Here is a 24,739-nt window from a genome sequence, read left to right as displayed (position 1 = left end):
TCTGGTTGGTGCCGCTGTTTGCCTGCAAACTCAGGCCACCCGTTTTTTGGAGTCTGCTCGCATGAAACTACTGGTAGCTGAAGATGAACCCAAAACCGGTGCATATCTGCAGCAAGGCCTCACCGAAGCGGGATTCAATGTCGACCGGGTTATGACAGGTACGGATGCCCTGCAGCACGCGCTGAGCGAGCCCTATGACCTGCTGATCCTGGATGTGATGATGCCGGGGCTGGACGGCTGGGAAGTGCTGCGCATGGTGCGCGCCGCCGGAAAAGACGTCCCAGTGCTGTTCCTGACCGCACGCGATGGTGTGGAGGATCGCGTTAAAGGGTTGGAACTGGGCGCGGATGACTACCTGATCAAGCCATTTGCTTTCTCAGAGCTTCTGGCCAGGGTCAGAACGCTGCTGCGCCGAGGCAATGGCTCACCCACGCAAACCACCATGAAAATTGCCGATCTCGAAGTCGATCTGATGAAGCGGCGCGCGGTCCGGGGTGGGAAAAGGATTGACCTGACGGCGAAGGAGTTTTCACTGCTGGAACTGCTACTGCGCCGGCGCGGCGAAGTGCTCCCGAAATCGCTGATTGCTTCGCAGGTTTGGGACATGAACTTCGACAGCGACACCAACGTCATTGAGGTCGCTGTACGTCGGCTGCGCGCCAAGATCGATGACGATTTCGATCTCAAGCTGATCCATACCGCCCGCGGCATGGGGTACATGATGGATGCGCCGGAGTGAATATGAAGCACCTCTCGCTGACCGCCCGCATGAGCTTGATGTTCATGTCCGCGGTGATTGCCGTCCTGACAGTAGCGGGGCTGAGCTTCAACATGCTCAGCCAGCACCACTTCAAGATGCTGGACCGGCAGGCCCTGGTGGAAAAACTCGAATCAGCCAAACATATTCTCAACAACGCTCGCAGCGGAGCTAGCCTCTCCGAGGAGTTACCGCAGTTGCGAGCCTTGCTGGGAGCGCATCAGGATCTGGCCGCAACCATCCTGGCCAGCGACGGCGCAGTGCTCTTTTCCGACCCCAGAGCAGTCGAAGTGCCGGAACGCTTCAGGCGTGCCGATGAGCAGAGCATGTGGGAGTGGCAGAAAGACGAGCACATGTACCGGGGCATGACGGCTCAAATCTCTGTGACTGACCAACCCGAACCGCTTACAGCTCTGCTGATTCTCGATGTTACCAATCACACACACTTTTTCGACACGCTGCAGCGATGGTTCTGGATTGGATTGGTCATCAGTGCCTTGGTCAGTGCAGCGCTTGGCTGGGTGGTTGCTCGCAGTGGCCTCAGGCCGCTGCGACAGGTCACTCGTGTGGCCACCGGGATGTCCGCCCGTTCATTGCAGGAACGGATTCCTCTTGAGCCGGTGCCACAGGAACTTCAGCAGTTGGTACTGTCCTTCAACGCGATGCTGGCCCGACTTGAAGAGGCCTTCATTCGACTCTCCAATTTCTCCGCTGACATCGCACACGAACTGCGCACCCCCGTCAGCAACCTGATGACCCACACTGAAGTGGTGCTAAGCAAGAAGCGCGATATCAATGCCTACGAGGAGAATCTGTACTCGAACCTGGAGGAATTGAAGCGCATGTCTCGCATGATCGATGACATGCTGTTCTTGGCCAAGGCTGATAATGGCCTGATCATCCCAGAGCAGGCCAGGATCGAACTGGCTGACGTAGTCTTCAAACTGTTTGACTACTACCACCTCCTGGCCGAAGAGCGCGGCATTGAACTATCGCTCACAGGCAAAGGCCAAGTGCTAGGAGATCGGCTGATGCTTGATCGAGCGCTGTCCAACTTGCTGTCCAATGCGCTGCGTTACACGCCGGCGGGAAAGACAATTTCGGTCCTGATCCGCCAGACAGCGGACTCAACTACCTTCAGCATCGAGAACCCTGGGAACACAATCAGTTCGGAGCATCTAGAGAAACTCTTCGACCGCTTTTACCGGGTAGATCCTGCTCGACGCGAAGGTAGCCCGAGCAATGCCGGGCTCGGGCTTGCCATCACCCGATCCATAATCGAGGCTCACAAAGGCCGCATTTGGTGTACTTCAGCGGCTGGCCTCACGGGCTTTCACATTGAATTCCCCCATTCCAGCTGATGTCGGTCTGCCGGTAAGCAGACTACAGCTGACAGCTAGCCCAGCATGACAAAGCGAGCTCAGGTGCAATTCGACCGAGCGCAGATGGCTTTCGCCATCCAGGCAGGCAACGAGAGGTGAGCTGACACTAGAGCCCGCCATTCGCTCTCGGGTAGTAGTTTATGAAGCTTTGAAACGGCATCACCTACGCTTGCCTTGCCCAGCCAATCCAATGCTCGAATGGCATCCCCCGCTCCAGTAGCGCCAAGAGCCATCAGCCATCGAGGCGCATGCCGAATCGATACCGTGGTCTTGCCAACCTGAAGCACCCTAGAACGTCCGGTGGTTAGGAATACATACCGAACAGGAACCTGTGTTGTCAGCCCCCATTTATTGGCGACGCTAGCCCCAGTGGCGACTATCAGCTCACCCTGCATATGGCGAGAAAGCGCTCAGAACTAACAACTCAAAAATCGTGGACGATACTAATGGAGCCGACCTCGCGGCCACAGAACATGGGGTCACTCAGCAGCCAGCTAACTAGCACTGGATGCATGGGGCCATGCTTGTCTGCCAGCAGCGAGAGTTCTTCCTTTGATCGCTCTTCCACCCGACCAGCCAACCAGATGGCTTCTGCTGTTGGGTAGTGTCTAAGCAGATTTTCTGCCTGACGTCGTATGTTCTCAGGAAGGCTCTTATCTTTGGACAGAGCCTGCAAAAACTCCCGTGTCTGCACGACGCTACGGGTGCGTTCGTATGCCATCGTCACTGTTCTGCTCCCATGTCTCTACAGGTGATTCCCGCTTATTTTTAACATTCTCTACTGCTTGCTACAGGACTTGCCAATTTCTTTAGGCGCTGATTCAGCTCGGGAGCTTGAGCTGTCGCCTGGACATATAGCGGAATTGAATATTGTATCGCCCCGCTTCCCTAGAGGCCTCCGGGCCTCATAATTGAGGCCTTTAGGAGGTACCATGAGCAACCAGTGTTACCCTGAGGACTCAAAATCGAAGCGGTCAAGCAAGTGACCCAATGCGACCTCCCTGCTGCCGAGGTTGCGGCTCGGCTGGGCGTATCCACACAAAGCCTGTATGTGTGGACTAAGCACTACAGTAAGTGGACTACCCCCGCTCCAGTAGACATCCCCGGCCTATACCGGACCCAGCGCAAGCGCGAAGATGATCAGCAGGCCGAACTGCGCCGCCTACGTGCTGAGCTCAGCGAGTGACCTAGGAGCGCGACATCCTGAAATGGCCGCCGCGTACTTTGCCAAGGAGTCCGGCTGAAGTACGCTTTTGTCCGCCAGCTCTCGGCGGACTACGCCGTTCAACGCCTCTGTCAGGTGCTGAAAGTGCATCCCAGCGGCTACTAAGGCTGGCTGAGCGGGCCTAAGTCTGCGCGAGCCAAGGACGATCATGACCAAGCATTCATGGCTGGAAAGCGGTGGTGTCTACGGCTGCCGCAAGATCCATGCGGATTTGCGTGAACTGAGTGAGCGCTGCGGACGACATCGTGTTGCCAGGCTGATGCGTGTGGAAGGATTGCGCTCGCAGACGTGCTATCGTCGTTGGCCTGGCCGTTACGATGGCAAGCCAGCTACGCCGACACCGAATCGACTGGAACGCCAGTTCAATGTCAGTGAGCCGAACAAGGTTTGGGGCACCGACATCGCCTACATACGCACCTATGAAGGCTGGCTCTACCTGGCAGTAGCGCTCGACCTGTTCTCTCGTCGGGTCATCGGCTGGTCGATGGAGCCCCGCATGAGCAGCGATCTGGCTATCTACGCGCTGCTGATGGCGGTATGGCGACGCAAGCCGCGACAAGAGGTGATGATTCACTCCGACCAAGGCAGTCAGTTCAGTAGTGCGGACTGGCAGCGCTTTATCCGAGCCAACAATCTGACGAGCAGCATGAGTCACCCAGCAAACATCATGCCAACGCAATCACCGAGAGCTTTTTCCAAGTGCTCAAGCGCGAGCAGATCAAGCGCAGAATCTACGAGAGCCGCGGCAAAGCATGGAGCGATGTATTCGACAACCCCAAGCGACGACATAGTTTCACCGAGAAGCTATCGCCGATAGAGTTCGAGCGTCGTTATTTTCTGAGGCAGGACGGTTTATAAAAAAACCGAGACCTATTTAGATCGCTGTTCTTCCTCAGTCGCAGGAAGCAGCGATAGAGTTCATATCCTAGGCGTGGAAACCGCAATGCCGAATGATAAATCTCAATCGACATCTATCCGCATTGCACAGCGGGTCAAGCGCCTACCGAAAGGACAGCCCTTCTCTATCAGGAACTTTGCGGAGTTTGGCACCCGCAATGCCGTTTACAAGGCAATAGCACTGCTGGTCAACAGAGGCGACTTAGAGAGGCTACATCGAGGCATCTACATGCGCCCCAAACCTAGTCGGTATGTAGCGCGGTACCGGCCTAGTGCTTGGGAGGTCGTGAGGTTGATTGCCAGGCAGAACCGTCAAACCCTCCAAATGCATGGCGCCAATGCTGTACGAATGTTTGGTCTCAGCACCCAGATGCCATTGGTCCCGATTTACTACACTAGCGGGCCAAGTCGATCATTCCATTTCGGGAAAGGTGAGGTACGTCTGATACATGCTCCGCCATCGGTTATGCAGCATGCCGGAACCGAAGTTGGGACAGCAATCAGTGCTCTCTTTTATCTAGGCAAAGAAGGTGCAAACGCAGGATGCATTACAGCCATCCAAAACGCGCTCAAGCCTGCAGACCAAATCACCCTGATGACCTGCAAAATGCCTCAGTGGATGCGCAGAGCACTTGAGCTTAGCTGCGAACGTAACCTTCCACCCGAGCACTCTGGCAGTAGATCTCACAAGTAATGCCCGGAAGGCCTCATTGGGCTCAGGGATTGCGCTCCATTTCAAATCCTATCGCGTGACTGATAGATCATAGTCGTATTATCAATAATGCGCATTCTCAAGGCGACTGAGCTCCTCCTCAATCCGCAGAACGAGGTCACGGCGCGCTACTCCGCTTTCTTTGATCAGATAGGCGGCGGCCAGAATGGTAGCCGGGTGGACATCCAGCACGCTGGCGAGTTGCTCGACCTTCTCGATGGTCGGCCCCTTAATGCCACGCTCCAGGCTGCTCAGGTAGGTTCGGCTACTGACGTTGGAAAAGTCTTCCTGGGTAAGGCCCTGCTGCTTGCGCAGCCTTTTAAGCGCCAGCCCGAATGCTGTGTTCAGCTCCATTTTGCCGATCCTTAAAAAGGGATCGATGAAGCCTTCACGTACACTATAGGGCTACAATCTATAGGTTTCATTTTCAGGTGCAGGGCTATGTTCACGACTTACCGGAGTGCGGAGATCCACTTGGATACCGCAAAGGGCACCACCGCCCAACTGTGGAGCTATGTTGAGCAGGAGATCAGCTGGCCCTGGTTCTACCTGCAAATCGCCCGACGCCACGGCCGTCAGGCCTATCGAAGCATGCTGATGCTTAATCACGCCCATGATCTAAAAAAGATCATTGATGATCAGTCGAATCTGGCCTGGGTGGAGGAAGTGCAGCTGGTCACACCGGCACACGTCAATGGCCACTCAACGTGGTTGATGGAGCCACTGAAAGAAATTTGCATCGTTCGAGATGGGCCCGCCGGAGATCCGGGCTACCTCTATAAAGTCGCCGATGGCGTCAGCTACTCAATGCATCACCGGAAAAACTTGGAGGCACTGATTGTCACCGACGTTATTTTTTCGGCCGAAATGCATCTGCGACGGAATGACATCAATGCTTAGAGGGCATTTCGCAACGACAGAAGTAGTCCGTCATTGTAGGGCGCCAGCTCTACCATCAGAGGTTTCGAAAGATGGCTGCAACTCGGGTAGTGATTCAAGACTGGGACGGCGATGGCGCCATCCGGATTCCTGATGAAATTCTCCAAGTAATGGGCGTTGAGGTCGGGGACAGTCTCTATCTCATCGAAGAGTATGTCGGCACTACTCGCTGTATTGTGCTGAGCAAGACCCCCCTCGTTCCAGACCGAACGGACGAATTAGTTGAGCACATGGACTCCGCGACAAAGTTAAACGCTTAGCCACTAGGCGAATCAGCGTCCTCAAGGAACCAGAACTAACACCCAGAGCCGGGAGTCTCCGCTTGAGCAGCCGCTTTGGATTTCGACTTGGTCGGCTTAGCCTTTGTGCGCCTGGCTCGGGTAGGTCTCACCAGTTGCTGCTCAAGGGTGCTGGCCCGTGCCTTCTCAGCGGCAGCGACCTGTTGTGCCTCGAGAAGTTGGGATAACACTGTGTCTAGCCGCTGGCGCAACTGGCCGTGTTGCCTTGTCACGATCTTGAGTTGAGCGGCGGCTAGCCTACTCTCCTCACGAGCTCGATCGACCTCGCGGTGGGCGCGATCTTCGATACCGCGCAGGTAGGCCGTCGCGGTATCACGCTCGTGGATCAACTGCTGCTGTGCGACCTGCAACTCTTGGCGCAACACAGTCACCTCCTGCACAGCTACTCTGCGCTCCTCGGCAAGCTCCGTACAGCGGCTTTTCTGGTCCGCCAGCTGTGTCTGGTGCTGTACCAGCAGCAGCTCCAAGTCGGCTAGACGAGTCTCGGCAGTGTGCTGAGCTGCTTGTGCGGCAGCTACCTGCTGCCGGGCCTTGGCTATCAACTGTCGTGCCTCATCCTCGACTGCGGCCACTTGTAACCGCTCGGCTTCTATCACGGCGCGTCGCTCGGCCAGCGCCTGCTCGGCAACGCCCTCCGCCAATAGCATGGCCTGCTGCCAGATCGCGACAAAGGACTGCGAAACCTCTGCCGGTAGTGTTGGCAGCCGTGTTTCACCGCGAAGCCGCTCGGCCAGATGCCCCCACCACTGATCCAGTAGTGCACCGACGCGCGCCGGGCTGCCACGCCCGAGCTCCAGCCGAACTCGTTCCACCGTCGGCCGTTCGCCGCGGGCCAAGACCGCATCCGCAGCCGCGAATACATCGGTTTCCGGCACGCCTACCGCCATACCCTGTCTCCTGTTAAATTAGATCTGATAAACAAATGTTATCCGACCTTATTTGTTTGAATTTGGAAATATAATACGTTGAACGTATTAAATATTACAGAACACCTATCGCTGGCCAACGAAACGCAGCTGGACCTACATTCTCTGGCGATCAACGCCCAGGAAGCGGCAGCGGCGTTCATCGCCGCTGGTACCGCAGCCAACACCCTGCGCAGCTACCGCAGCGCTCTCGCCTACTGGTCGGCGTGGCTGCAACTGCGCTACGGCCAGGCGCTGGGCGATGCGGCATTGCCCTCCTCGGTAGCCATACAGTTTGTGGTTGACCACCTGGCTCGTCCGACGGCTGGCGGTGGCTGGGTGCACCTTTTGCCACCTACCATCGACGCCGCGCTGGTGGCTGCGCGAGTCAAGGCCAAACTCGGCCCATTGGCCTACAACACCGTCAGCCATCGCCTGGCGGTACTCGGTAAATGGCATCGGATTAACGGCTGGGGCAGTCCAACCGAGACGGCGGCGTTGAAGGCCTTGCTGCGCGAAGCGCGCAAAGCCCAGTCGCGCCATGGCGTGTCGGTGCGCAAGAAAACCGCCATCATCCTCGAGCCGTTGCAAGCGCTACTTGCCACTTGCACCGACGGCGTGCGCGGGATACGTGATCGCGCCCTCCTCCTGCTGGCATGGAGTGGCGGTGGCCGCCGTCGCTCCGAAGTGGTCGGCTTGCAGATCGGTGATGTACGCCGACTGGATGCTGACACCTGGCTCTACGCACTGGGCACGACTAAAACCGACACCGGCGGGCTGCGCCGCGAGAAACCGCTACGTGGGCCGGCAGCACTAGCCCTCGCCGCCTGGCTGGAAGTCGCGCCTGCCGAATCCGGACCGCTGTTCCGTCGAATTTATAGGGGTGGCAAGGTCGGCACCCAAGGCCTGTCAGCCGACCAGGTGGCGCGAATTGTCCAGCGCCGTGCGCAGTTGGCGGGCCTGGACGGCGATTGGGCCGCGCACAGCCTGCGCTCAGGTTTCGTCACCGAGGCAGGGCGTCAGAGCGTACCGCTCGGCGAAGTGATGGCTATGACTGAGCACCGCAGCGTCACCACGGTGATGAACTACTTCCAGGCGGGGTCGCTGCTATCCAGTCAGGCGAGCCAGTTGCTAGGCCCGGCCGTGGGTGCCACTGCTTCGGAAGAAAGATCTGACAGCGACAGAAGTCCCTGAGAAAACGCCAAACATTCGCTTTTACGAAATCGCTGCCCCACAAGTCGGAGCATGGTTACTGAGGGCATTTTCGATGAAGGGCTTTGTCGGATCAGTCGGCGCTCCGCGATTAATAGCCTTCGTGATCCTGAACCATGCAGAACAGAAAGCCACGGTTAACCTGCAGCCCAAAGCAATATGCTGAAGGCTGGTCTCGCCGCCTCAAGGCGAATAGCTCGACAGCGCTCGAGCCGAAACCAGTGAAGTCGGGGCTTGATACAAGCTACTGCTGATTCTTGAATTGAATATGCCCCTTGAGCGCCGCGAGTTCAGCCCGCAATTTACGAACCTCATGAATAAGCGCGTGCTTTTCGTGCGTTAGTCTGTCCGCGTTTGAGATGGATCTCTGAAGCTTTTCTCGCGCAGTAATTATTTCAATTTCAGCCTTGCGGATGACCTCATCGCATTGAAAAAAAATCTCTCGTAACTCTCCTGCAAGGCCATCAAGCACTGAGGTTGTACGGCAGTCCACCCTTGCAGAGCTTTTCAGTAGCGGAGCCAGCTCTTTTTTGGGCAATTTACGCTCAGCGACTTCATCCGTCTCATGCGTACCAACACCGTCCAAGTGCACCGCAGACTCATGAAGATATTTGCTGATTGTAGTAAAGCTGCCGGCTCCGATAGTATTTCTCACTGCCCTAATCGTCACCTGCTCACCTGCTCCAATCAAAAAATTAACCGCGCGCGCTACATCCAAGCGTGTAATGGAAGGTCCTTTAGGTACCATATTGAACTCCTAAATAGCTGTTTCGTTTACAGCACTATAAATCCATAATGACTTGCTGAGTTCCACTGCAAGCCAAGGACAAAGTCCAACTAGAGTCGCTGTCGCGACAGATGTAGAGATGAGGAGTATTAACGACGCGACGCACATGTGGGCACCGCAACATTGTTTCAGAAACGACCCCCAATACTGTTTCCCGCCTCATCGAGATGCCGGCGGGCGCCGCCAACTCATGGAGCAGCCCTTGCCACATTCTAACTCTAAATCTTATGACATAACCAAGCTCGAGATAAATGCTAGCATCGTATAACAACTTCAAATAATATACTTTCACCAAAACCACTGGAATCTCTTGATCAATGAATGTCGATTGTTGAAGCGCATCAATGTATCCAAAACCTAAGCAATCCAACTTGCTAGGCAGCCACGGCACACTGGAGGTTATGGCTAGCCGCAACCGAATGAGCAGGTAAATAGCAGTTTTGAGGCATGTTGGTCTAGGTGTCTTTACTCCATCCCAATACCCTAGCAACCCTTCGCAATGCGCAAGACAATACTCATGTCTCTGCAAATGGACTGTCTCTATATTTCGGCATGCGCCTTGCCAATCTTTCCAATGACGGCGATTGGACGGCACTTCCCAGTTCACGATCTTGGTTTGACGCCGTACGACGCCCTCATTCTTAGCAATCGGGCAACCGAGGGAAGTGATGAGTACTTTATCAATGGGGTCTTCAGTGTAGCTACCGAGTTTGTCCAGTTTTATAAAGAAAGGTGATCCTGATTGTGCACCGCTCCGGACAAATTTAAACCACGCCGCTAGTGCTTTTCCCGCTCTATATGTTTTTAACGCGATCGTTGGGGAACAGCGGTATTTAACTTGGTTTAATGCTTGGCAAACATAGAAACCACACTGTGAGCATGGTGCATCAAGCAGATCACGACTCAACATGCTGTGACACCACTTGCACAGCGGCTTGAGGGGGGCATTGTGAATCAGGCATGTTTCAACCTGAGGCAGGCAAAAAAAGGTAGAGTGATATCCCCAGACTAAGCACTCCGGACAGTACCGTACAACCATTGTCGCTGAGAACGGTGCCAGTCGGAACGCTGAGGGGAAATGCATCCTGTAGTCATGCGCCCGACTTGAGGGCAGAGCGCTGGCAACCCTCTCGGGTAGATAGAAAAGCTTATGAACACTCCCAGCGCTTCTTATTTCCAGCCACCGCATTACATCGACAGGATTGACCCCATTGAATCGCGCCAGGCTGGCAATGATTCCGACAGTAGACTCGAATGGATAGGCACGTCGAATAAAAAATGGCAGTTGCTTCACCCCTGCCCTCCTCCATTGAGCATACAAAATTGCGGAAGATTCGATTTCTGCACCACCTCATCGAGCAACTTATCTGGAATGACAATCCTGGAATAGTCATTTTGCGACAGATACCTTAGCAGGTAGCGAATTGATAAAAATAGATGTTCAAGAGGTACGTTGTTCTTATAGCCTCCGGCAGAGGCGGAGTTAAGAGCTTTCCAGAATGAGCCGTGAAGTGGCTCCAGCCTGAACCCCGTTGCGAATGCTTGAGGTGCGAAACCATTGGTATAGGTGATACCTGATTTAGGAGGATATTCCGATTTTTCGTCAAAAGTCTGCAATATTACCGCGAGATCCTGAGCGCTGGTGCAGCCTTTAAACTCGATGAGCTCACTCATGAATCGCGCGATTAGTTGCTCGCTGTTTCCAGCATACATGAGATCTTCACGTTGTTTGAAAACAGCTGGCATCGCAAACGATAGTATGGTCATAGTAATACCTTTACGATCCAGCCTGTTAAACAAATCAAAAAGCACATGCAGATCATGAGGTCGAAGTCTTTGAAACTCGTCAAGAAGCAGCACCCAATGATTGCAAAATTTTTCGGCGCAACGATTAATGACGTGCTCTGATATCCTATCTAACTTACCTACCGGAGTTTCTCGACTTCGAAACTTCACACCTTCCTCCGTGGCTAGCTGATCGAGTATATTGTTTGTGAAGGAACCCTCTTTCTTGACCACCTCAATTTGGATTACATAAGCGCGCGGCATAAACCCGCGAAGCTTGGAGTTGATGGTCTTGATGCACGAAGTTTTTCCCACTCTTGAAAGGCCGTGAAAAATCAGGCCAGTTTGCCGCATGAATATGGCTTCCAATGCCGTGCTGCTTGCTTTTGCTATTGCATTGGTTATTACCGTGAAATCCTTTCTGAACACGGCATGCGCATCCATCTGATCTCTATTCATCAGCAACGCCCCCTGCGGACTGATCAAAGAAATCATCCAGAAACTCCAACTTAGTCACTCCACCGTCAGTGAGCTGAAATGCAGTTCGTTCAATGCTCTCTGAATCGTCACCTGACGAGCTTTGCCCTAATGATGAAAGCTCCCTTTCCATTCGCTGCCATTCCAGTAAGCTTCGCTTATTCCGCTTCCTCAAGAGGTTATCTACAAAGGACATTACAATGTCGTCTTTTCGCGTTATTTCCAGCGTTCTGTCCCTGAGTGCACGATTGATCAGCTTCCGTGTGATTCGACTGTGGGCAGTCTTAGACCAGTAGCCCAATACGCTCAGGCAACCCAGCGATTGCCCATTGGGAAGAATCGCTTCCACTTGCCGAAGGTCTTTGGGGTCAATTTTGACGAGCAGTCGCTGCCCTACTAACTCCAGCGACCTTGATAGAACCTTGTTGGTATACCGAGCCTTATCGATAGTGATGTGCGGGGCCACTCCTGACTCGGCACTTCCTCTGACAATACAGTATTCAACATCCAGGCTTAGCTTGGTTTTGTTAAGGCTCTCTTCCCGCGCCGTCGGAAGGTAAATTGGCACTTTATAATTATTCAAATGCGCTCGAATCAATTCAACAGGACTCATTGAGAAGGTAGAGCCGGACCTGGGGGTTACATTTAAGTTAGCCAACCAAACGTCGAGCAGACATTCAGCCTCGTCCACAAATATCTCATATTTTTCTGCATTACTTTCGGCGTCAGTTGCTCGGCCAAATCCGGGTCCACTCCCAGTTGTTGACGGGCTCCGATGCATAACTTGTTCTGCAATCTGCTTAAAAGTGTTTTCAATTATGGATCGCCGTTCAGGTCGTTTAAGTTGACCATAGCTTACGGAGAAGCCAATCAATTCCTTTAGCTTAATCTTGATCCTGTCCGCGTGATGCGCCATCGCATTGTCTAGAAAAAGCGCCCCCCACAGCGCTCCCTTCGTTTCCGGAAGCACATAGCCAATCATTCCACTACCTGGAACATAGGATAAGTTCTGCAACTCAGCTTCGTCGCGTGGTTTCCAATTTCCCAGAAAAGCGCTGATCAAAACATCCTCTACGTCTTGAGCCCTTACCTCGCTGCTAAACACGAATCTCGCAGCAAGCACTCCCGTTGACACGGTATCCACAGCGGCCAACAGCCAAAAACGATCTATAACTCTTGATGTGTGAATTCCGGGCAGTGGCTCCGCTTTAACTATGCACATTTGGTCGACCTTGTAGGCATCCAGTTGCACTACGTCAAATGGTAGACTGGGGCTGATCAACCCTTGCTCCCCACTACCTATTTGTGCATGTGTTACGCCAAACTCTCCAAGCGTCGAAGCAGCACACATGAAATCGCTGCGCAGGATTTCATTAATATATTTCTCAATCGTCCTTTGACCTAACCCTTTATGGTTAAATGGCCACTCATCTTCCGTAACACCGGACTCCCTAAGTATCGATCTGAATTTGGCTGCAATGAACTTTCGATCAAATTTCTGACCAGAAAAGTTACTGTGATATCGGAGAATGAAATTGGAAATTTCAGTCGCTACTGTAGGATACCTTTCTAAGGTCAGCTTAAGAACTCCGCTCAAACCACCCTGCTGCTGGCTTCTCATTGGCTGTATAGGCGCATTTCTCCGATACTCTGTTGTACGCACCTGGGGAATCAGCGCGCGATCGCCAAAATATCTACCTTCAGGGTCACGCTGGAGAAATCTATTAGCTAGTCGAGTTTGCTCGGAGTTGGAGATGCCACATCGACGATAGATGAAGCTTCCTGTTCTGCCCTGGTTAATTAACCGAATAACAGTCAATCTATTGGCAAACACCTCTCTAATATTTTCTTGAAGTGCCTCCGGATTAACATGCATCAGTTCTTCTAGATTGATACCCTTTAAGCGCCCACGAACATTCATGCGCTCACCCATTCGGTGCTGGGACTGAAAAAATACGGGGACAACTCAACTTTAAGGCGACCCTCGACAAACATTCTTGCAACAAGATAGTGCACCGTTGCCGTGTCAAAATCTCGTAGTTGCTCGTAGAGATCGCTCATGCAACCTCTGACGCGCTGCCTGATGTAAAACTGAGCCTTGCTTACTATTTCTGGCGGAAGAGAATATTCTTTTCCAGCTGCCAAGCATGCACATACCTTCAGCAGAGGCATTATTTTATATTTGTGCGGAATGATAGTCGCTGGTGTAAATTCTCGCAGCGTTGCCCCGCAACTGTTGGCGTACTCTCTCAGTTCGGCCAGATAGTCAAAATTGATTTTTTCTGGAGAAAAAAGTAAATGCCACTCTAACGCTCCGTCTACGAGAGTAGCTTCGGATGTCAGTAGGATTTTTCGTGGCGTTTTGGTGGGTAATATACGGAATGCGGGATGAAGGTTAAACTTAAGTACGTCTGGCTGAAACTCCAAAAATGTAAGCCAGTAGCATAGCTCAATGTCGTTAACAATCGTAAGGCTTCTTCGAGCTTTATGGCTATAGACTACCCATGAATTCCCAAAGTGCTGACCACGATTGGTAAAGTTTGAAATCTTAGAATTGCGCCTAACCACAACCCACCCTCCCTAGTACAAGGAATAGATGGGTCCATGGTGATCTCTCTTATAGGTACTGTTTCGTACAGGCGGAGATGGCCCTCTAGCAAGATATCAGATGATAACAAGACCCCTAGACTATTTCCCAATAAAAAGCTTTTTGTTTATTTCGGATTGGTTATGCATATGGCGCTTCGCTATATACGTTAGTCGATCGGGTCATCTACCATTTTTGATCTTTAGTTCATAACAGAGCCATTACAGCGCTACCGCATAGCATTTACTCTTCTCCAGCAGTTTTGAAAGATGAAAAAATTTATATTTTGCAAAAAAATCAAAGCCTTAATATCCCGATCTTTTCGTATTTTTAGTTCGTCCTACTCGTACTCCTGTCGAGTTCTTGCAATCGGCATCGCAGCTTCCACACGCCCCAGCCGCAGTCGTCGACGCCCTCAGCTACCGAACTGCTCGTTCGGTAGCTCTTTTGTAGTGCTTCGTCGCTTCTCACGAGCTCGTTAGATTTCTTGAAAAACGTTTTAAATCAATAAGACGCGAACCCTATCAGCAAGATACACGGCTATGCCGCTTTCTTGACGACTACCAGGTGCAAACCTACTACTTCGAGCAACCTCAGCGACAACGCACAGCGGCCTGGCCTGCACGGTCGGCTGTCAGTCCCAGGTCCCTGAACTACCAATCGTTCAGGCTGACGGGTTCGCCGGGGCCGGGCTCTGCTGCCGACCAAGGCGGCCGTTTGGACTGACTCATCAAGGGCGCACCATGGACAGCTTGATTGCTTCGAGTCAGGCCTTGGCCACTCCATCGACGACCGGCTACTGGTGCCCCGAGAGCTGGCGCCCCACGCAGGTCGCAGCCTGGCTGATCCTGATCCTGCTGCTCTCGCCCCTGACGCATGCAGAACTCCGCGAGCGCAATACCAAATGGCTGGAACCTGCGCGCTCGCAGTTGACCCAGGACAAGGGCAGCATGCCGTTCTTTCCGCATCGAGCGAACACACCCGACAACCTGCTGCTGAGGCCCCAGGACTTCGACGACGCGCAGGTCTGCGGCGCCTGTCATACAGAGATCTACCGCCAGTGGCGGACGTCGATGATGGCCCACTCCTGGGAGGAGCCGATTTACCGCGCACTGCTCCGGCATGCGAGCGAAGCGACCGATGGACAGGTGGATAATTTCTGCACCGGCTGCCACACGCCCATTGGTCTCACCACCGGTCAGATCACCTCAGCGGTCAATCGCGCGTCAGTGGAGTTCACCGCTCAGCACAACCCCATGCCAGGCGTGGATTGCGAAACCTGTCACAACATCAGTGCGCGCACAGGGCTGGATAACGGCGCCTATGTGTTGAGCCCCCGAACGAATGGCAAACCGACCAAATTCGGTCCCCGCCAGGACGCGGTATCGCCCTATCACGACACCCTGTACTCGGGGCTGCACACGCGCTCGGACTTTTGCGCCACCTGTCACAACGTGACCCATCCCTTCAGCTCAGTGGCGGTTGAGCGGACCTATGACGAATGGCTGGAAAGCCCCTACAGCCTCAGCGGCGCGACCTGCCAAAGTTGCCACATGCCCGGGTTCGCGGGCCAGGCAGCCATCATGGGGCCGCATCGGGAGGATGTGGCCTCGCACTGGTTCAGCGGCGCCAACGCGGCAGTACTGGAATATCTCGGCCAGCGCGAGGCCGCACAGCGCGCACGTGAATCGTTGCGCCGTGCGGCTCAGATCGAGTTTTACGACATACCGGCGCAGATGGTGCCCGGAGAACAAGCGTCAGTGAGCATCAAGGTGGCCAATGTCGGTGCTGGGCACAAACTTCCGACAGGCTTCCCGGAAGGTCGCGAGGTATGGATCGACTTTCGTGTGATTGATGGGAAAGGGACAGAGCTCTACCGCTTGGGTGCAGTCAAGGACGGGGCCACTGAGCAAGGGACGCGCAACTTCAAGGTTCACCTGGGCGATAAGGACGGCAAGGAGTTGGATATTGAAGTCTGGAACGCAACCCAGATCCTCTCCGACAACCGTATCCTGCCGAAGGGTTACGACATCCGCGAGTTCTCCTTCCTGGTTCCGGCTGATGCGACAGGCCCCGTGACCTTGAAAGCCACGCTCAACTATTGGCCGTTTCCGCAACGGCTCGTGGATCACTTGCTCGGCCCGAAGCAATTGCAGGTGGAGATCACACCCATGGCCGAGGCTGAGACCAGCGTCGGTCTTGAGCCTGTACCAGTCATACGTGAAGCCAGGAGTCTCGTCGCTCCGTCCAGGTTCTGATGAGGCGTCATCGCCGCCCTGCCCTCTGCCCCGCTTCTGACAACAAGGTCCTGATCAGAATCGACGGCTCAGCAGCAGACCACCCCCCGAATCGGGACTGGCATCGGAAAAGCCCGCCAGCGCGTACAGTTGCACGCGCCACTCCGGACTAAGCCGCTGGGTAAGGAACAGCGTTAATTCCTGGATCTCGTCACCCTCCGAGACCACCTTCTCGCGCCAGTCGTAGGCCAGGCCGATGGAGGTCGCCGGTGCCAGGCGGGTCACCAACCCCAGGGACGCGAACAGCGGATCGCGGAAATCCGTGTCGTCCGGATCGCCGAATTTCTTCCACCCCAGAGTGGCGAAACCGGTGACCGGCCCCAGGCCCTGAGTGACGTCTATCTGCCCGGAAAAATCCGTCTCGCCGGTACCGAGGCAATGGTCCTCGTCCCCTGTGGGCAGCTTGACCTTGCCGACCAGATCAACGAGCAGCGTGCCGCCATCGCCACCCTCCAGCACGGCGTAATCGACGCTGGCGACGGTGTCGCCGAGGCCGCTTTCGATGCGATCGCAATCACCCGCCAGCGGTACCCCGTCCGGACCGACGGAGGGGTTGGTGATGCGCAGCCAGGGCACCGTGAGCTTGTAGGTCAAGGCGCCGCTTTCGTACTTGCCGATCACCGGGACGTACCAGGTCTCGCTGGTGACGGCCTCGCCGTAATCGCCACGGGAATAATCCGCGCCGGAAGACAGGGTGAAATCCCCCGCCAGAGCGGGAAACGAAAGGCAGATCAACACTGGGGAAAATAGCGTCTTGCGAAGACCCATGGGCACCTCATGGCAATTCGGCTGCGAGACTCAGGTGCCCTGCCCGCTCCATCGGACCGGCGCGGAAAGCTGCACGAGCGACCAGTCAATGGACGGCCGGACACCTTCCCAGCTTAGTCGGCACTTCGGGGTTCGCCGCCAGTGCCAGGCGACAACCGTCTCAGTGGGGACCGGAATGATCCTCTCGCTCTACCCGCTCGACCTTGTCCGGTCGCTCCACCTTGTCCGGACGTTCTATGCGCTCCACCTTCTCGATCCGTTCCACCTTGTCGGGCCTGTCCGGACGGTCCGAGCGCTCAATCTTCTCGATGCGCTCGATGCGTTCGACCCGCACGCCATTCTCGAACACCTCGATGCGCTCCCGCGTCTCCATTCGGTCGGAAGACTCACGGGTCTCGCTGCGCTCGATTCGCTGCAACTCCCCCGAGGCCGACTCTTCCCGCGATTCCACGCGCTCCCGCGACTCGCCGTCCTCGACGCGCTCGCGGGTCTCGCTGCTGCTCTTTTCGGCGTTTCCGTGCGCCTCCTCTTCCGACTTGCCTTCCTGGCTGGCACCGTGGCCGCCATTCTGCTGATGGGGGTCGGCCGGCAGGTCCCGCGACAGATCGATGCGCTCGGCGCGGATGGTGCGACCCTGCTCGAAGACGCCGCTGACGCGAATGCGCTGGCCTACCGCGACGTCGCGATCAGCGGAAAACGCCGTACCTTCTCCGACCAGCGCCGTGAAGGCGCCAAGCTCGATTCGGTTGCCGCGGTGTGCTTGCACCAGGCCCTCCACCAGGGCATGGCGGACTCGACCGTCGAAATACAGGCTGGGATCCGGTCGCGCCTCCGCCACCTGCAACTGGCGACCATCCCAGGTGCCCCGCACCAGGGTTTCGCTGGCCACCGGCAAGGTCTTGTCGAGGGCCAGGCCCTGCAGCCGCCCGGGCGTCTCGACGGCGCCGATGGCACTGGCCTGGACCAGGCCCGGGGCCCGCTCGATACGGCTGGCAACCACCTCTCCCTGGGCATCGCGCAGCCCGCTGACCCGGACCGGATCACCGACCCTAAGGCCCGAGGGAACCCGGGCTCCAGCGGCCAGGCGTACCGGCTGCCCCATCACCCGCAATCCGGCGGCAGCCTCGGTCACCGGTCCTTCGTAGGCATGCAGGATGGCGATGTTCCGGGCTTCCAGGCCACGTGGCGAGCGGCGGGCCTCGACCGCCACCACCTGACCGATCGCCAGTTGCCGCTGACTGGCGGGCACTCCATTTTCGGTCACGGCGGAGGTGCTGTCGTAGTGCACCTCAACACCATTGACGCAGATGGAGCCGAATCCCGTGATGGTGCCGACGATGCCGGTGCCGCCGATGCCACCTTCCTCGGCGGGAGCGCCGGTGCCGCCGATCCCGCCATGGGCCGGCGCGCCGGTGCCACCTACTCCTCCCCTCTCCTGCGGCGCGCCCGTGCCGCCGATCCCACCATTGGCGACCGCCCCGGTTCCACCCATGCCACCAGGTTCCAGGCACGCGGGCGCCGCGCTGATGGACAGCGAGCAGGCTGCGGCCAGTAGCAGAACGATGAACGCACGCAGGACAGGGATCATGGCCGATCAGCCTTGGTCGGGTCGGAGCCGGTTGGCGAACTGGGTTCAGTGTAGAAATACAGGCCGATGGTCATGCGCTGCCGCTGGTCGGCCGAGGGTAGGTCATGCGCTTCCAGTTCCGCCGCCAACTGGTTGAAGGCGATGAGCATCCGCATGCCATCTTCGCTGACCCGCTCCCGTAGCTGTTCGATGCTGGCCACCGACAAGCTGTCGTAGTGGACGCTGCGCTCGAAGAACGGCTCGGCGTCCTCGGTCAGGTTATGCACGGCCGCGCAGGCGTGGTCGTGGAGGTTATGCCGCAGATAGGCCGTCTTCTCCTCGAAACCATGCTGGGGAATGAAGGCCATGGCCTCCAGATGCACCCTGTCCTGCTCGTCCAGCCGCACTATTCCCAGGCGCAACCACTCGTCCAGCACCACGCGGGCGCGAATGTCCTTGCTCACCTCGGCCACCAGTGCGTCGAAGGAGCAGCCGCCGCCGACGCTGGCCAGCCGAGGAAGTGGCTGGGGACGCCCGGGGCGCAGGCAGAACGGCGTGGTGTTCAACCAGACACTTACCAGGTGCGCCCCCAGCGAGACGTTCTCCGGCAAGTCCCCCTCGTCCAGTTCCTGGCCGCCACGCAGCCGCTTGACGTCCTTGCGATGGACGCCGGTCAGCAAGCTGATGCGACTATCGCTAGGCGGCAAGCCGTCAAGGCCGAACTCGCGCTCGGCCACGTCGACGAACAGACGCTTGAGGTGCTCGGCAAAGCGTGGATAGGTCACCCCCTTCCGCAACATCAACCTCACCAGCGGGCGCATGATATGACCGAGCGCAGGCAGCAGCGAGGATGGGAAGGCGGGCAACTGCATGGTGAACTCCTGTCATACCCTCGAGTAAAGATCCGGGTTCGCAGAACCTGGAATCATCGGTGCGCAATGCGCGCCATATGGCTGTGCCGGTTCATATGAAAAGCGGGCGAGGCTTCGGCACTGCCCATCCGAAGCCTTGCCCGCGCCAGGCTAGTGACGCGCCATCAGGCCGAGGCCCAGGGACGAACCGTCACGTCGCGCCATGGTCGTCGCCCACATCGTGTCCGGGGCCGTCATCGGCGCCATGTCCGACGCCATGGGGTCCACCGACATCATGCCCGGGACCGTCATCGGCGCCGTGTCCGACGCCATGTGGCCCACCGACATCATGCCCGGGACCGTCATCGGCACCGTGCCCTTCGCCATGCGGTCCGCCGGCGTCATGGCCAGCACCGTCGTCGCCCCCACGGCCACTCTGGCCTCCGTGGCCACCGCCGTCGCCGTCGCCATGGCCGGAGCTCCCGTGCCCACCGCCATCACCGCCGTGACCGCTACCGGAGCCACCATGCCCGCCACCATCACCGCCGTGGCCGCCGCCGGAGCCCCCACCGCTACCGCCGCCGTGACCACCGCCGTGTCCACCGCCGCCGTGTCCACCGCCACCGCCACCGCCACTCCCGCCGCCGCCACCGCCACTCCCGCCACCACCACTCCCACCGCCACCGCCACCGCCGCTACCCCCTTCCTTGGCGTGGACGGTGGAGAACCCGCCGATCGAATCCGGCACCAGGACAGTCGACGCCGACAGCACGCCGGCTATTGCCAGCGCCAGCAAACATCTCTTGAGCAACATGATGAACCTCCACTCGGATAAGCGTTGTCATGTCCTTATCGAACGCTGGGCTTGATGATCGTGGCCCCTGCAAAGGCGGCCTGGTAACCGGTGCCATGTCTTGTCGATGGCGTGATGCGAATGCCTCGACGCCGGCCCTCCTGATGGGCCGGCTGGAGCCTGCGTGGGAGTTTTTCCCACATACTCAGACTAGACCCCGCTTCACTTCTGTCAACGGCCGAGGGTCGTCGCGATACGGCTGTTCCACGTCAGGGCAGGCGCGGCGTCACACGACTTTCGATAGGGACCGGAAAGGGGAAGCCCAGGACCGGGAACTTGCCTCGCACCCTGTTCTGCGCCTGACACTTGCTGACGCAATTGGTGGCTGGCGGCGCGACCTCCACCGAGTCTTCGCCCAGGACCCCGCCCATGCGCCCGCCGCTGGCCACTCGCCAGACCGACACGCCGCCCAGCTGGGTGATGCGCGTTGCCACCTGGGGGCTGTCCCGACCGACGAAATTTGGCGACAGGTCGTTGGCGAAGTTGATCCGCGGCGTCACCGGCACCGGCGCGCAGCTCTTGTTGAAATTCGGTGGCGTGCAGAGCGGCAGTATCGTGGTACGGAATCGCGGGTTGTCGAAATAGAACACCCCGTTCGCCAGTACGTGGGTGATGTCGGTAGTGCCGCCGTCCGCCCGCGAGGGCTCCATCTGGAAGATGCCGCCCTGGGCGCAGTCCTTGGCTTGCACCTTCATGCCTACCCCCGGACCCTTCCTGGACAGCACGAGGTCGGGGCCCTCGAGCTCCACCGACAAGGCGCCGTTCAAGACTGCGCCCTGAAGGTTTGGCGTCTTGCTGGTGAATAGAGTGGTCGGTACCCCGCCGGTCATGTCCTGCGGGTTGGGCGTTCCGGTGAGGGTGTAGTTGCGAATGCCCAGGGTGCGTGCATCCACCTCGAAGGTGACGAACTTGCCCTGGACGAGAAAGCTCGCGCCGACCCCGCTAGCCGGCACCGTCCGCGACGTCAGGCCACTCAGGGCGCCACTGGGAAGCATGACGCTGAAGCCGCCGCCTTCGCAGCCATCGCTCTTTGCCGCGCTGGCCGACTCGACCAGCAGGAAGGGTGACAGCGCCGCCAGCGCCAACAGGCCGAGGCGGCGACGCTGGCCTGGTGGGTGGAAGACCGGGGTTCGGTTGCCGGGTAGAAGCCATGGACGACACATAATGGGGTCCTCGTGCGCAAGTGGTGGTGCCAACCAGTCCAGGCCCTGCCCAGCCACGAAATCCTCGACCTGCCATCAGGGCGAGACGCGCCGTGTCACGTCCTGTGCCTCCTCCGTCCAGACCAGCTGGTCGTTGCGTGGGAATTTTTCCCACATCACGAGCCTAGTCCCGTCTACCCGATCGTCAACGACCGCTTGTCCGGCTGGAAAAGGACGTCGCCGTGCCGGGGATTTCCGTGCAGAACAAAAAAAGCCGCCCCGAGGACGAGGCGGCCAAGACTTTCTAACCAAAGGATTGATGAAGCGGAGGCTTCGGAGTTCATTCATGGGGAGGAACAGAATGAACACCCGAGATATTCTTCATCGCCGCCAGTGTATCTCCGTTACCTTCCATAAAAAATCAAACAGGATAATAGGCAATATCGATGAACCCATATATCGAAGTTCCCCTTTGAATGTTATTGCCAAACTTCAACAGTAGCGCCAAAACAAATAAACAGGGCTTGGTCAAGCCTTGACCCGCCATGTAAATCTGTTTTTCGCAATACGCAATAATGAGTTCGGCACCAGCCATATCAAGGCGTTTCCGGGGATCTTCAAGCAGACATTTCTTTCTTGCCCCGAACACCTCAGGACAATTGTTTGCATTGATATGGACAATTGAGCAAAGCAGTTTTAATGTGCCGCGCCTACATGCTAACCCTTGGCGCGCATCGCATTGACGAAGCCAATGAACAAGCACAATCAAATAGTCCGCTAATCCGCCTCTTCAAGGTGTGCCATGGCGTCGAGTCAGTCTTTTGAAGTACTGCCCACTCCCAATAATCCATAAAACAGACCATCAGGAGCACCCGTGATGACTATCAGACCCCTCAGTGCCCTCGCGCTGGCGGTATCCGCCGCCGTCAGCCTGCCCGCCTTCGCCAGCGAGCAATCGGAATCCAAGGGCTTCGTCGAGGATGCCAGCGCCAACCTGCTGCTGCGCAACGCCTATTTCAATCGCGACTACAAGGACCGCACCAACGACGCCAAGACCTGGGGTCAGGGCTTCATCGGCACCTTCGAGTCGGGCTTCACCCAGGGCACCATCGGCTTCGGCGTGGATGCCTATGGCCTGCTGGGCGTGAAACTGGACAGCGGCCGTGGCCGCAACTACAGCGCCTTCTTCGACACCGAGAGCGACGGCCACCCGGTGGACGACCTGTCCGAAGCCGGCGCCGCAGTGAAGCTGCGCTTCTCCAACACCGTGATCAAGTACGGCAACCAGTTCCCGTCCCTGCCGGTGCTGGCCTATGACGACAGCCGCCTGCTGCCCCAGGCCTTCACCGGCACCCTGGTCACCAGCAAGGAAATCGAAGGCCTGGAACTGAACGCCGGTCGCTTCACCGGTGACAGCCCCATGGGCGACCCGGCCCGCGACCCCAATCGCCTGAAGAGCATCGACGTGCTAGGCGGTCGCTACACCGTCAGCGACGACCTGAGCCTGAGCCTCTACCACTCCGACGTGGAAGACCAGTTCAAGAAGTACTACGCCAACGTCAACTACAACCTTCCGTTCAGCGAACGCCAGGCCCTGAACTTCGACTTCAACATCTACCGCACCAAGTATGACGATGGCTCCACCGCCGCCGTCGCCATGGGCGGCGACGGCCAGGGCGACCGCAACACCATCTGGAGCCTGGCGGCCAAGTACAGCATCGGCGCCCACGCCTTCATCCTCGCCCATCAGCGCAATACCGGCGACGCCGGCTATGCCTACGACTTCGGCGATGGCGGCAGCACCATCTACGTGGCCAACTCCTACTACTCCGACTTCAACCTGAAGGACGAGCGCTCCTGGCAGGCCAGCTATGAGCTGGATTTCGCCGAGTACGGGGTACCGGGCCTGAGCTACAAGGTCGCCTACGTGCGCGGGTCCAACATCGACGCCGGTGGCGAGAGCGACGGTACCGAGCGCGAGCTCTTCAACCAGTTCAAGTACGTGGTACAGGAAGGCGCGGCCAAGGACCTGTCCTTCAAGCTGCGCAACTCCATCTACCGCGCCGACAACAATGTCGGCCCGGACCTGAACGAGATCCGCGCCTTCATCGAGTACCCCCTCAGCATCCTGTGATGCCCAGGGTCGCGCCGGTTCTCCGGCGCGACTCCCCTCCCCTGTTAACCCGCCTCAGTCAGTTCCTGCACCAGTCGCCGGACCAGTTCGACCGCTGGCAGCTCTCGTGCCAACGGAGCACCCTGCCCGGCCCATTGCACGGCGAAGTCGTCGTTGCCTGCCGCGCCCGCCGCAGCGAGCAAGGCCTTGGCGGCGTCGTAGGCGATGGGGTAATCCGGCAGTCGCGGTCGTCCGGGGGCATCCAGCTCGGTCAGGAGCCGATTGACCAGCCCCCGGGCCGGACGCCCGGAGATGGCGCTGGTGATGCGCGTGTCCGCCGTGCGTGCCGATTTCATCGCCCCACGATAGGCGGCATTCGCCGACGACTCAGGGCAGAGGATGAAGGCGGTACCCAGTTGCGCGCCGCTGGCGCCGAGGCGCATGGCGGCGGCAATGCCGCGCCCATCCATGATGCCGCCCGCCGCGATCAGCGGAATCCGGCACGGGTTGGCCAGCAGGCCCAGCAACGCGAAGGTGCCCAGGGCGGCGTCGCTCTCGGGCTCGAAGACGCCACGATGGCCACCGGCTTCGTAACCCTGGGCAACGAGGGCGTCCACGCCTGCGGCCTCCGCCAGTCGCGCTTCCTCGGGGTGCGTCACCGAGCACAGCAGCAGCACTCCGGCCTCTTTCAACGCCTCGATGAAGCCCTGGGGCGGCAAGCCGAAATGAAAGCTCACCACCGCCGGCCGCTCGTCGCAGAGCATCCGCAGCATGGCGTCATCCTCGACGAAGGAGCGGTAGATCTCCCGCAGCGCGTTCGGCGGCGTACCGCCAAGCTCGCCGAAGAGTGGCGCCAGATGCTCCAGCCAGCGGGCTTCCACATCCGCATCGGCCCGGGCCGGGCGGTGGCAGAAGAGATTGACGTTGAAGGGCCTGTCGGTCAGCTCGCGGGTCTGCTGGATCATCGCCCGGGCCTGTTCCACCGTGCTCGCACCGACACCGATGGAGCCCAGCGCGCCCGCGTTGGAGACCGCAGCAGCCAGTCGGGGCGTGGAGACGCCGACCATGGGCGCCTGGATGATGGGGTGTTCGATACCGAGCAGTCGGGTCAGTCTGTCGTTCATGGTTCACCTTCGAGCGGGTGTGAAGCCCGGGAAATGGGTAGGTATCGCTGTGCGCTGCGG

24 protein-coding genes and 1 pseudogene are annotated in these 24,739 nt (G+C 57.7%); 10 read left to right on the top strand and 15 right to left on the bottom strand.

Features of this window, described 5'->3' with window-relative positions:
• Positions 1 to 61 precede the first annotated feature (61 nt).
• Together KF707C_RS14100 and KF707C_RS14095 are read left to right on the top strand one after the other, a co-directional pair.
• Positions 62 to 739 carry a heavy metal response regulator transcription factor gene (locus KF707C_RS14100; RefSeq protein ID WP_003452340.1) on the top strand — a complete coding sequence of 226 codons (678 nt, stop codon included), beginning with the start codon at positions 62 to 64 and terminating at the stop codon, positions 737 to 739.
• 2 nt (positions 740 to 741) lie between these two features.
• Positions 742 to 2,118, top strand: a complete 1,377-nt coding sequence (locus KF707C_RS14095) for a heavy metal sensor histidine kinase (RefSeq protein ID WP_192817701.1) — start codon at positions 742 to 744, stop codon at positions 2,116 to 2,118.
• Positions 2,119 to 2,177: 59 nt separating this feature from the next.
• Here the strand turns inward: KF707C_RS14095 and KF707C_RS29775 are convergent, their stop codons facing one another.
• The gene (locus KF707C_RS29775; RefSeq protein ID WP_228846182.1) at positions 2,178 to 2,534 is read right to left on the bottom strand and encodes a DUF6088 family protein; all 357 of its coding nucleotides are present in this window, start codon (positions 2,532 to 2,534) and stop codon (positions 2,178 to 2,180) included.
• Positions 2,535 to 2,563: 29 nt separating this feature from the next.
• Positions 2,564 to 2,860, bottom strand: a complete 297-nt coding sequence (locus tag KF707C_RS14085) for a BPSL0761 family protein (protein ID WP_074971673.1) — start codon at positions 2,858 to 2,860, stop codon at positions 2,564 to 2,566.
• Between the two features lie 211 nt (positions 2,861 to 3,071).
• On the opposite strand from KF707C_RS14085, the pseudogene KF707C_RS14080 reads away from it, so the two are divergent.
• Both KF707C_RS14080 and KF707C_RS29770 read left to right on the top strand, forming a co-directional pair.
• Positions 3,072 to 4,222 (top strand): annotated as a pseudogene (locus KF707C_RS14080) (IS3 family transposase).
• Positions 4,223 to 4,307: 85 nt separating this feature from the next.
• On the top strand, positions 4,308 to 4,955 hold the full coding sequence (locus KF707C_RS29770; protein WP_074971674.1) for a DUF6088 family protein: 648 nt from the start codon (positions 4,308 to 4,310) through the stop codon (positions 4,953 to 4,955).
• Between the two features lie 81 nt (positions 4,956 to 5,036).
• On the opposite strand, the gene KF707C_RS14070 is transcribed toward KF707C_RS29770, so the two are convergent.
• Positions 5,037 to 5,327, bottom strand: a complete 291-nt coding sequence (locus KF707C_RS14070; protein ID WP_003452348.1) for a helix-turn-helix domain-containing protein — start codon at positions 5,325 to 5,327, stop codon at positions 5,037 to 5,039.
• Between the two features lie 120 nt (positions 5,328 to 5,447).
• On the opposite strand from KF707C_RS14070, the gene KF707C_RS14065 reads away from it, so the two are divergent.
• Both KF707C_RS14065 and KF707C_RS29765 read left to right on the top strand, forming a co-directional pair.
• Positions 5,448 to 5,873 (top strand): hypothetical protein, encoded by a 426-nt coding sequence (locus KF707C_RS14065; RefSeq protein ID WP_228846181.1) that lies wholly within the window; start codon positions 5,448 to 5,450, stop codon positions 5,871 to 5,873.
• Positions 5,874 to 5,944: 71 nt separating this feature from the next.
• Entirely contained in the window at positions 5,945 to 6,172 is a 228-nt protein-coding gene (locus tag KF707C_RS29765; RefSeq protein ID WP_036992951.1) for an AbrB/MazE/SpoVT family DNA-binding domain-containing protein, read from the top strand.
• Between the two features lie 35 nt (positions 6,173 to 6,207).
• On the opposite strand, the gene KF707C_RS14055 is transcribed toward KF707C_RS29765, so the two are convergent.
• The gene (locus tag KF707C_RS14055) at positions 6,208 to 7,098 is read right to left on the bottom strand and encodes a DNA-binding protein (RefSeq protein ID WP_036992954.1); all 891 of its coding nucleotides are present in this window, start codon (positions 7,096 to 7,098) and stop codon (positions 6,208 to 6,210) included.
• A gap of 78 nt (positions 7,099 to 7,176) precedes the next feature.
• Between KF707C_RS14055 and KF707C_RS14050 the strand changes: the two genes are divergently transcribed.
• A complete protein-coding gene (locus tag KF707C_RS14050; RefSeq protein WP_003452352.1) occupies positions 7,177 to 8,310 on the top strand; it encodes a site-specific integrase in 1,134 nt (377 codons plus the stop codon).
• A 262-nt stretch (positions 8,311 to 8,572) separates the two neighbouring features.
• Here the strand turns inward: KF707C_RS14050 and KF707C_RS14045 are convergent, their stop codons facing one another.
• The 5 genes from KF707C_RS14045 to KF707C_RS29105 all read right to left on the bottom strand — a co-directional run bounded on the left by KF707C_RS14045 (position 8,573) and on the right by KF707C_RS29105 (position 13,945).
• Entirely contained in the window at positions 8,573 to 9,076 is a 504-nt protein-coding gene (locus tag KF707C_RS14045; protein ID WP_081608087.1) for a DNA-binding protein, read from the bottom strand.
• A gap of 34 nt (positions 9,077 to 9,110) precedes the next feature.
• A complete protein-coding gene (locus tag KF707C_RS29115) occupies positions 9,111 to 10,025 on the bottom strand; it encodes a hypothetical protein (protein ID WP_131679677.1) in 915 nt (304 codons plus the stop codon).
• Between the two features lie 380 nt (positions 10,026 to 10,405).
• Positions 10,406 to 11,395: an ATP-binding protein gene (locus tag KF707C_RS14035; protein WP_036992958.1), complete on the bottom strand. Its 990-nt coding sequence runs from the start codon at positions 11,393 to 11,395 to the stop codon at positions 10,406 to 10,408.
• On the bottom strand, positions 11,352 to 13,310 hold the full coding sequence (locus KF707C_RS29110; protein ID WP_145959069.1) for a hypothetical protein: 1,959 nt from the start codon (positions 13,308 to 13,310) through the stop codon (positions 11,352 to 11,354). The genes KF707C_RS14035 and KF707C_RS29110 overlap by 44 nt, the downstream gene beginning before the upstream one ends.
• The gene (locus KF707C_RS29105; protein WP_131679678.1) at positions 13,295 to 13,945 is read right to left on the bottom strand and encodes a hypothetical protein; all 651 of its coding nucleotides are present in this window, start codon (positions 13,943 to 13,945) and stop codon (positions 13,295 to 13,297) included. Before KF707C_RS29105 ends, KF707C_RS29110 begins: the two co-directional genes overlap by 16 nt.
• Before the next feature lie 762 nt (positions 13,946 to 14,707).
• Between KF707C_RS29105 and KF707C_RS14030 the strand changes: the two genes are divergently transcribed.
• Positions 14,708 to 16,222 carry a multiheme c-type cytochrome gene (locus KF707C_RS14030; RefSeq protein ID WP_003452359.1) on the top strand — a complete coding sequence of 505 codons (1,515 nt, stop codon included), beginning with the start codon at positions 14,708 to 14,710 and terminating at the stop codon, positions 16,220 to 16,222.
• A 54-nt stretch (positions 16,223 to 16,276) separates the two neighbouring features.
• Here KF707C_RS14030 and KF707C_RS14025 read toward each other — a convergent pair whose 3' ends face one another.
• The 3 genes from KF707C_RS14025 to KF707C_RS14015 form a co-directional block, all read right to left on the bottom strand.
• On the bottom strand, positions 16,277 to 17,029 hold the full coding sequence (locus KF707C_RS14025) for a hypothetical protein (RefSeq protein ID WP_003452360.1): 753 nt from the start codon (positions 17,027 to 17,029) through the stop codon (positions 16,277 to 16,279).
• A gap of 160 nt (positions 17,030 to 17,189) precedes the next feature.
• Positions 17,190 to 18,617 carry a DUF5666 domain-containing protein gene (locus KF707C_RS14020; RefSeq protein ID WP_003452363.1) on the bottom strand — a complete coding sequence of 476 codons (1,428 nt, stop codon included), beginning with the start codon at positions 18,615 to 18,617 and terminating at the stop codon, positions 17,190 to 17,192.
• On the bottom strand, positions 18,614 to 19,468 hold the full coding sequence (locus tag KF707C_RS14015) for a DUF6502 family protein (RefSeq protein WP_003452367.1): 855 nt from the start codon (positions 19,466 to 19,468) through the stop codon (positions 18,614 to 18,616). The genes KF707C_RS14020 and KF707C_RS14015 overlap by 4 nt, the downstream gene beginning before the upstream one ends.
• Positions 19,469 to 19,670: 202 nt before the next feature.
• Between KF707C_RS14015 and KF707C_RS30155 the strand changes: the two genes are divergently transcribed.
• Positions 19,671 to 20,282: a hypothetical protein gene (locus tag KF707C_RS30155; protein ID WP_003452368.1), complete on the top strand. Its 612-nt coding sequence runs from the start codon at positions 19,671 to 19,673 to the stop codon at positions 20,280 to 20,282.
• 227 nt (positions 20,283 to 20,509) lie between these two features.
• Here KF707C_RS30155 and KF707C_RS14005 read toward each other — a convergent pair whose 3' ends face one another.
• Positions 20,510 to 21,463 carry a hypothetical protein gene (locus KF707C_RS14005; protein WP_069776290.1) on the bottom strand — a complete coding sequence of 318 codons (954 nt, stop codon included), beginning with the start codon at positions 21,461 to 21,463 and terminating at the stop codon, positions 20,510 to 20,512.
• Positions 21,464 to 21,863: 400 nt separating this feature from the next.
• The gene (locus tag KF707C_RS29335; protein WP_158526757.1) at positions 21,864 to 22,037 is read right to left on the bottom strand and encodes a hypothetical protein; all 174 of its coding nucleotides are present in this window, start codon (positions 22,035 to 22,037) and stop codon (positions 21,864 to 21,866) included.
• Between the two features lie 282 nt (positions 22,038 to 22,319).
• On the opposite strand from KF707C_RS29335, the gene KF707C_RS14000 reads away from it, so the two are divergent.
• Positions 22,320 to 23,576, top strand: a complete 1,257-nt coding sequence (locus tag KF707C_RS14000) for an OprD family porin (RefSeq protein ID WP_003452372.1) — start codon at positions 22,320 to 22,322, stop codon at positions 23,574 to 23,576.
• A gap of 44 nt (positions 23,577 to 23,620) precedes the next feature.
• On the opposite strand, the gene KF707C_RS13995 is transcribed toward KF707C_RS14000, so the two are convergent.
• Complete coding sequence (locus tag KF707C_RS13995; protein WP_003452409.1) at positions 23,621 to 24,679, bottom strand: NAD(P)H-dependent flavin oxidoreductase; 1,059 nt, start codon at positions 24,677 to 24,679, stop codon at positions 23,621 to 23,623.
• Positions 24,680 to 24,739: the final 60 nt, after the last annotated feature.

This window comes from Pseudomonas furukawaii (assembly GCF_002355475.1).
In the GTDB taxonomy this organism is placed as follows: domain Bacteria; phylum Pseudomonadota; class Gammaproteobacteria; order Pseudomonadales; family Pseudomonadaceae; genus Metapseudomonas; species Metapseudomonas furukawaii.
This window is presented reverse-complemented; position numbering and strand designations above follow the sequence as displayed.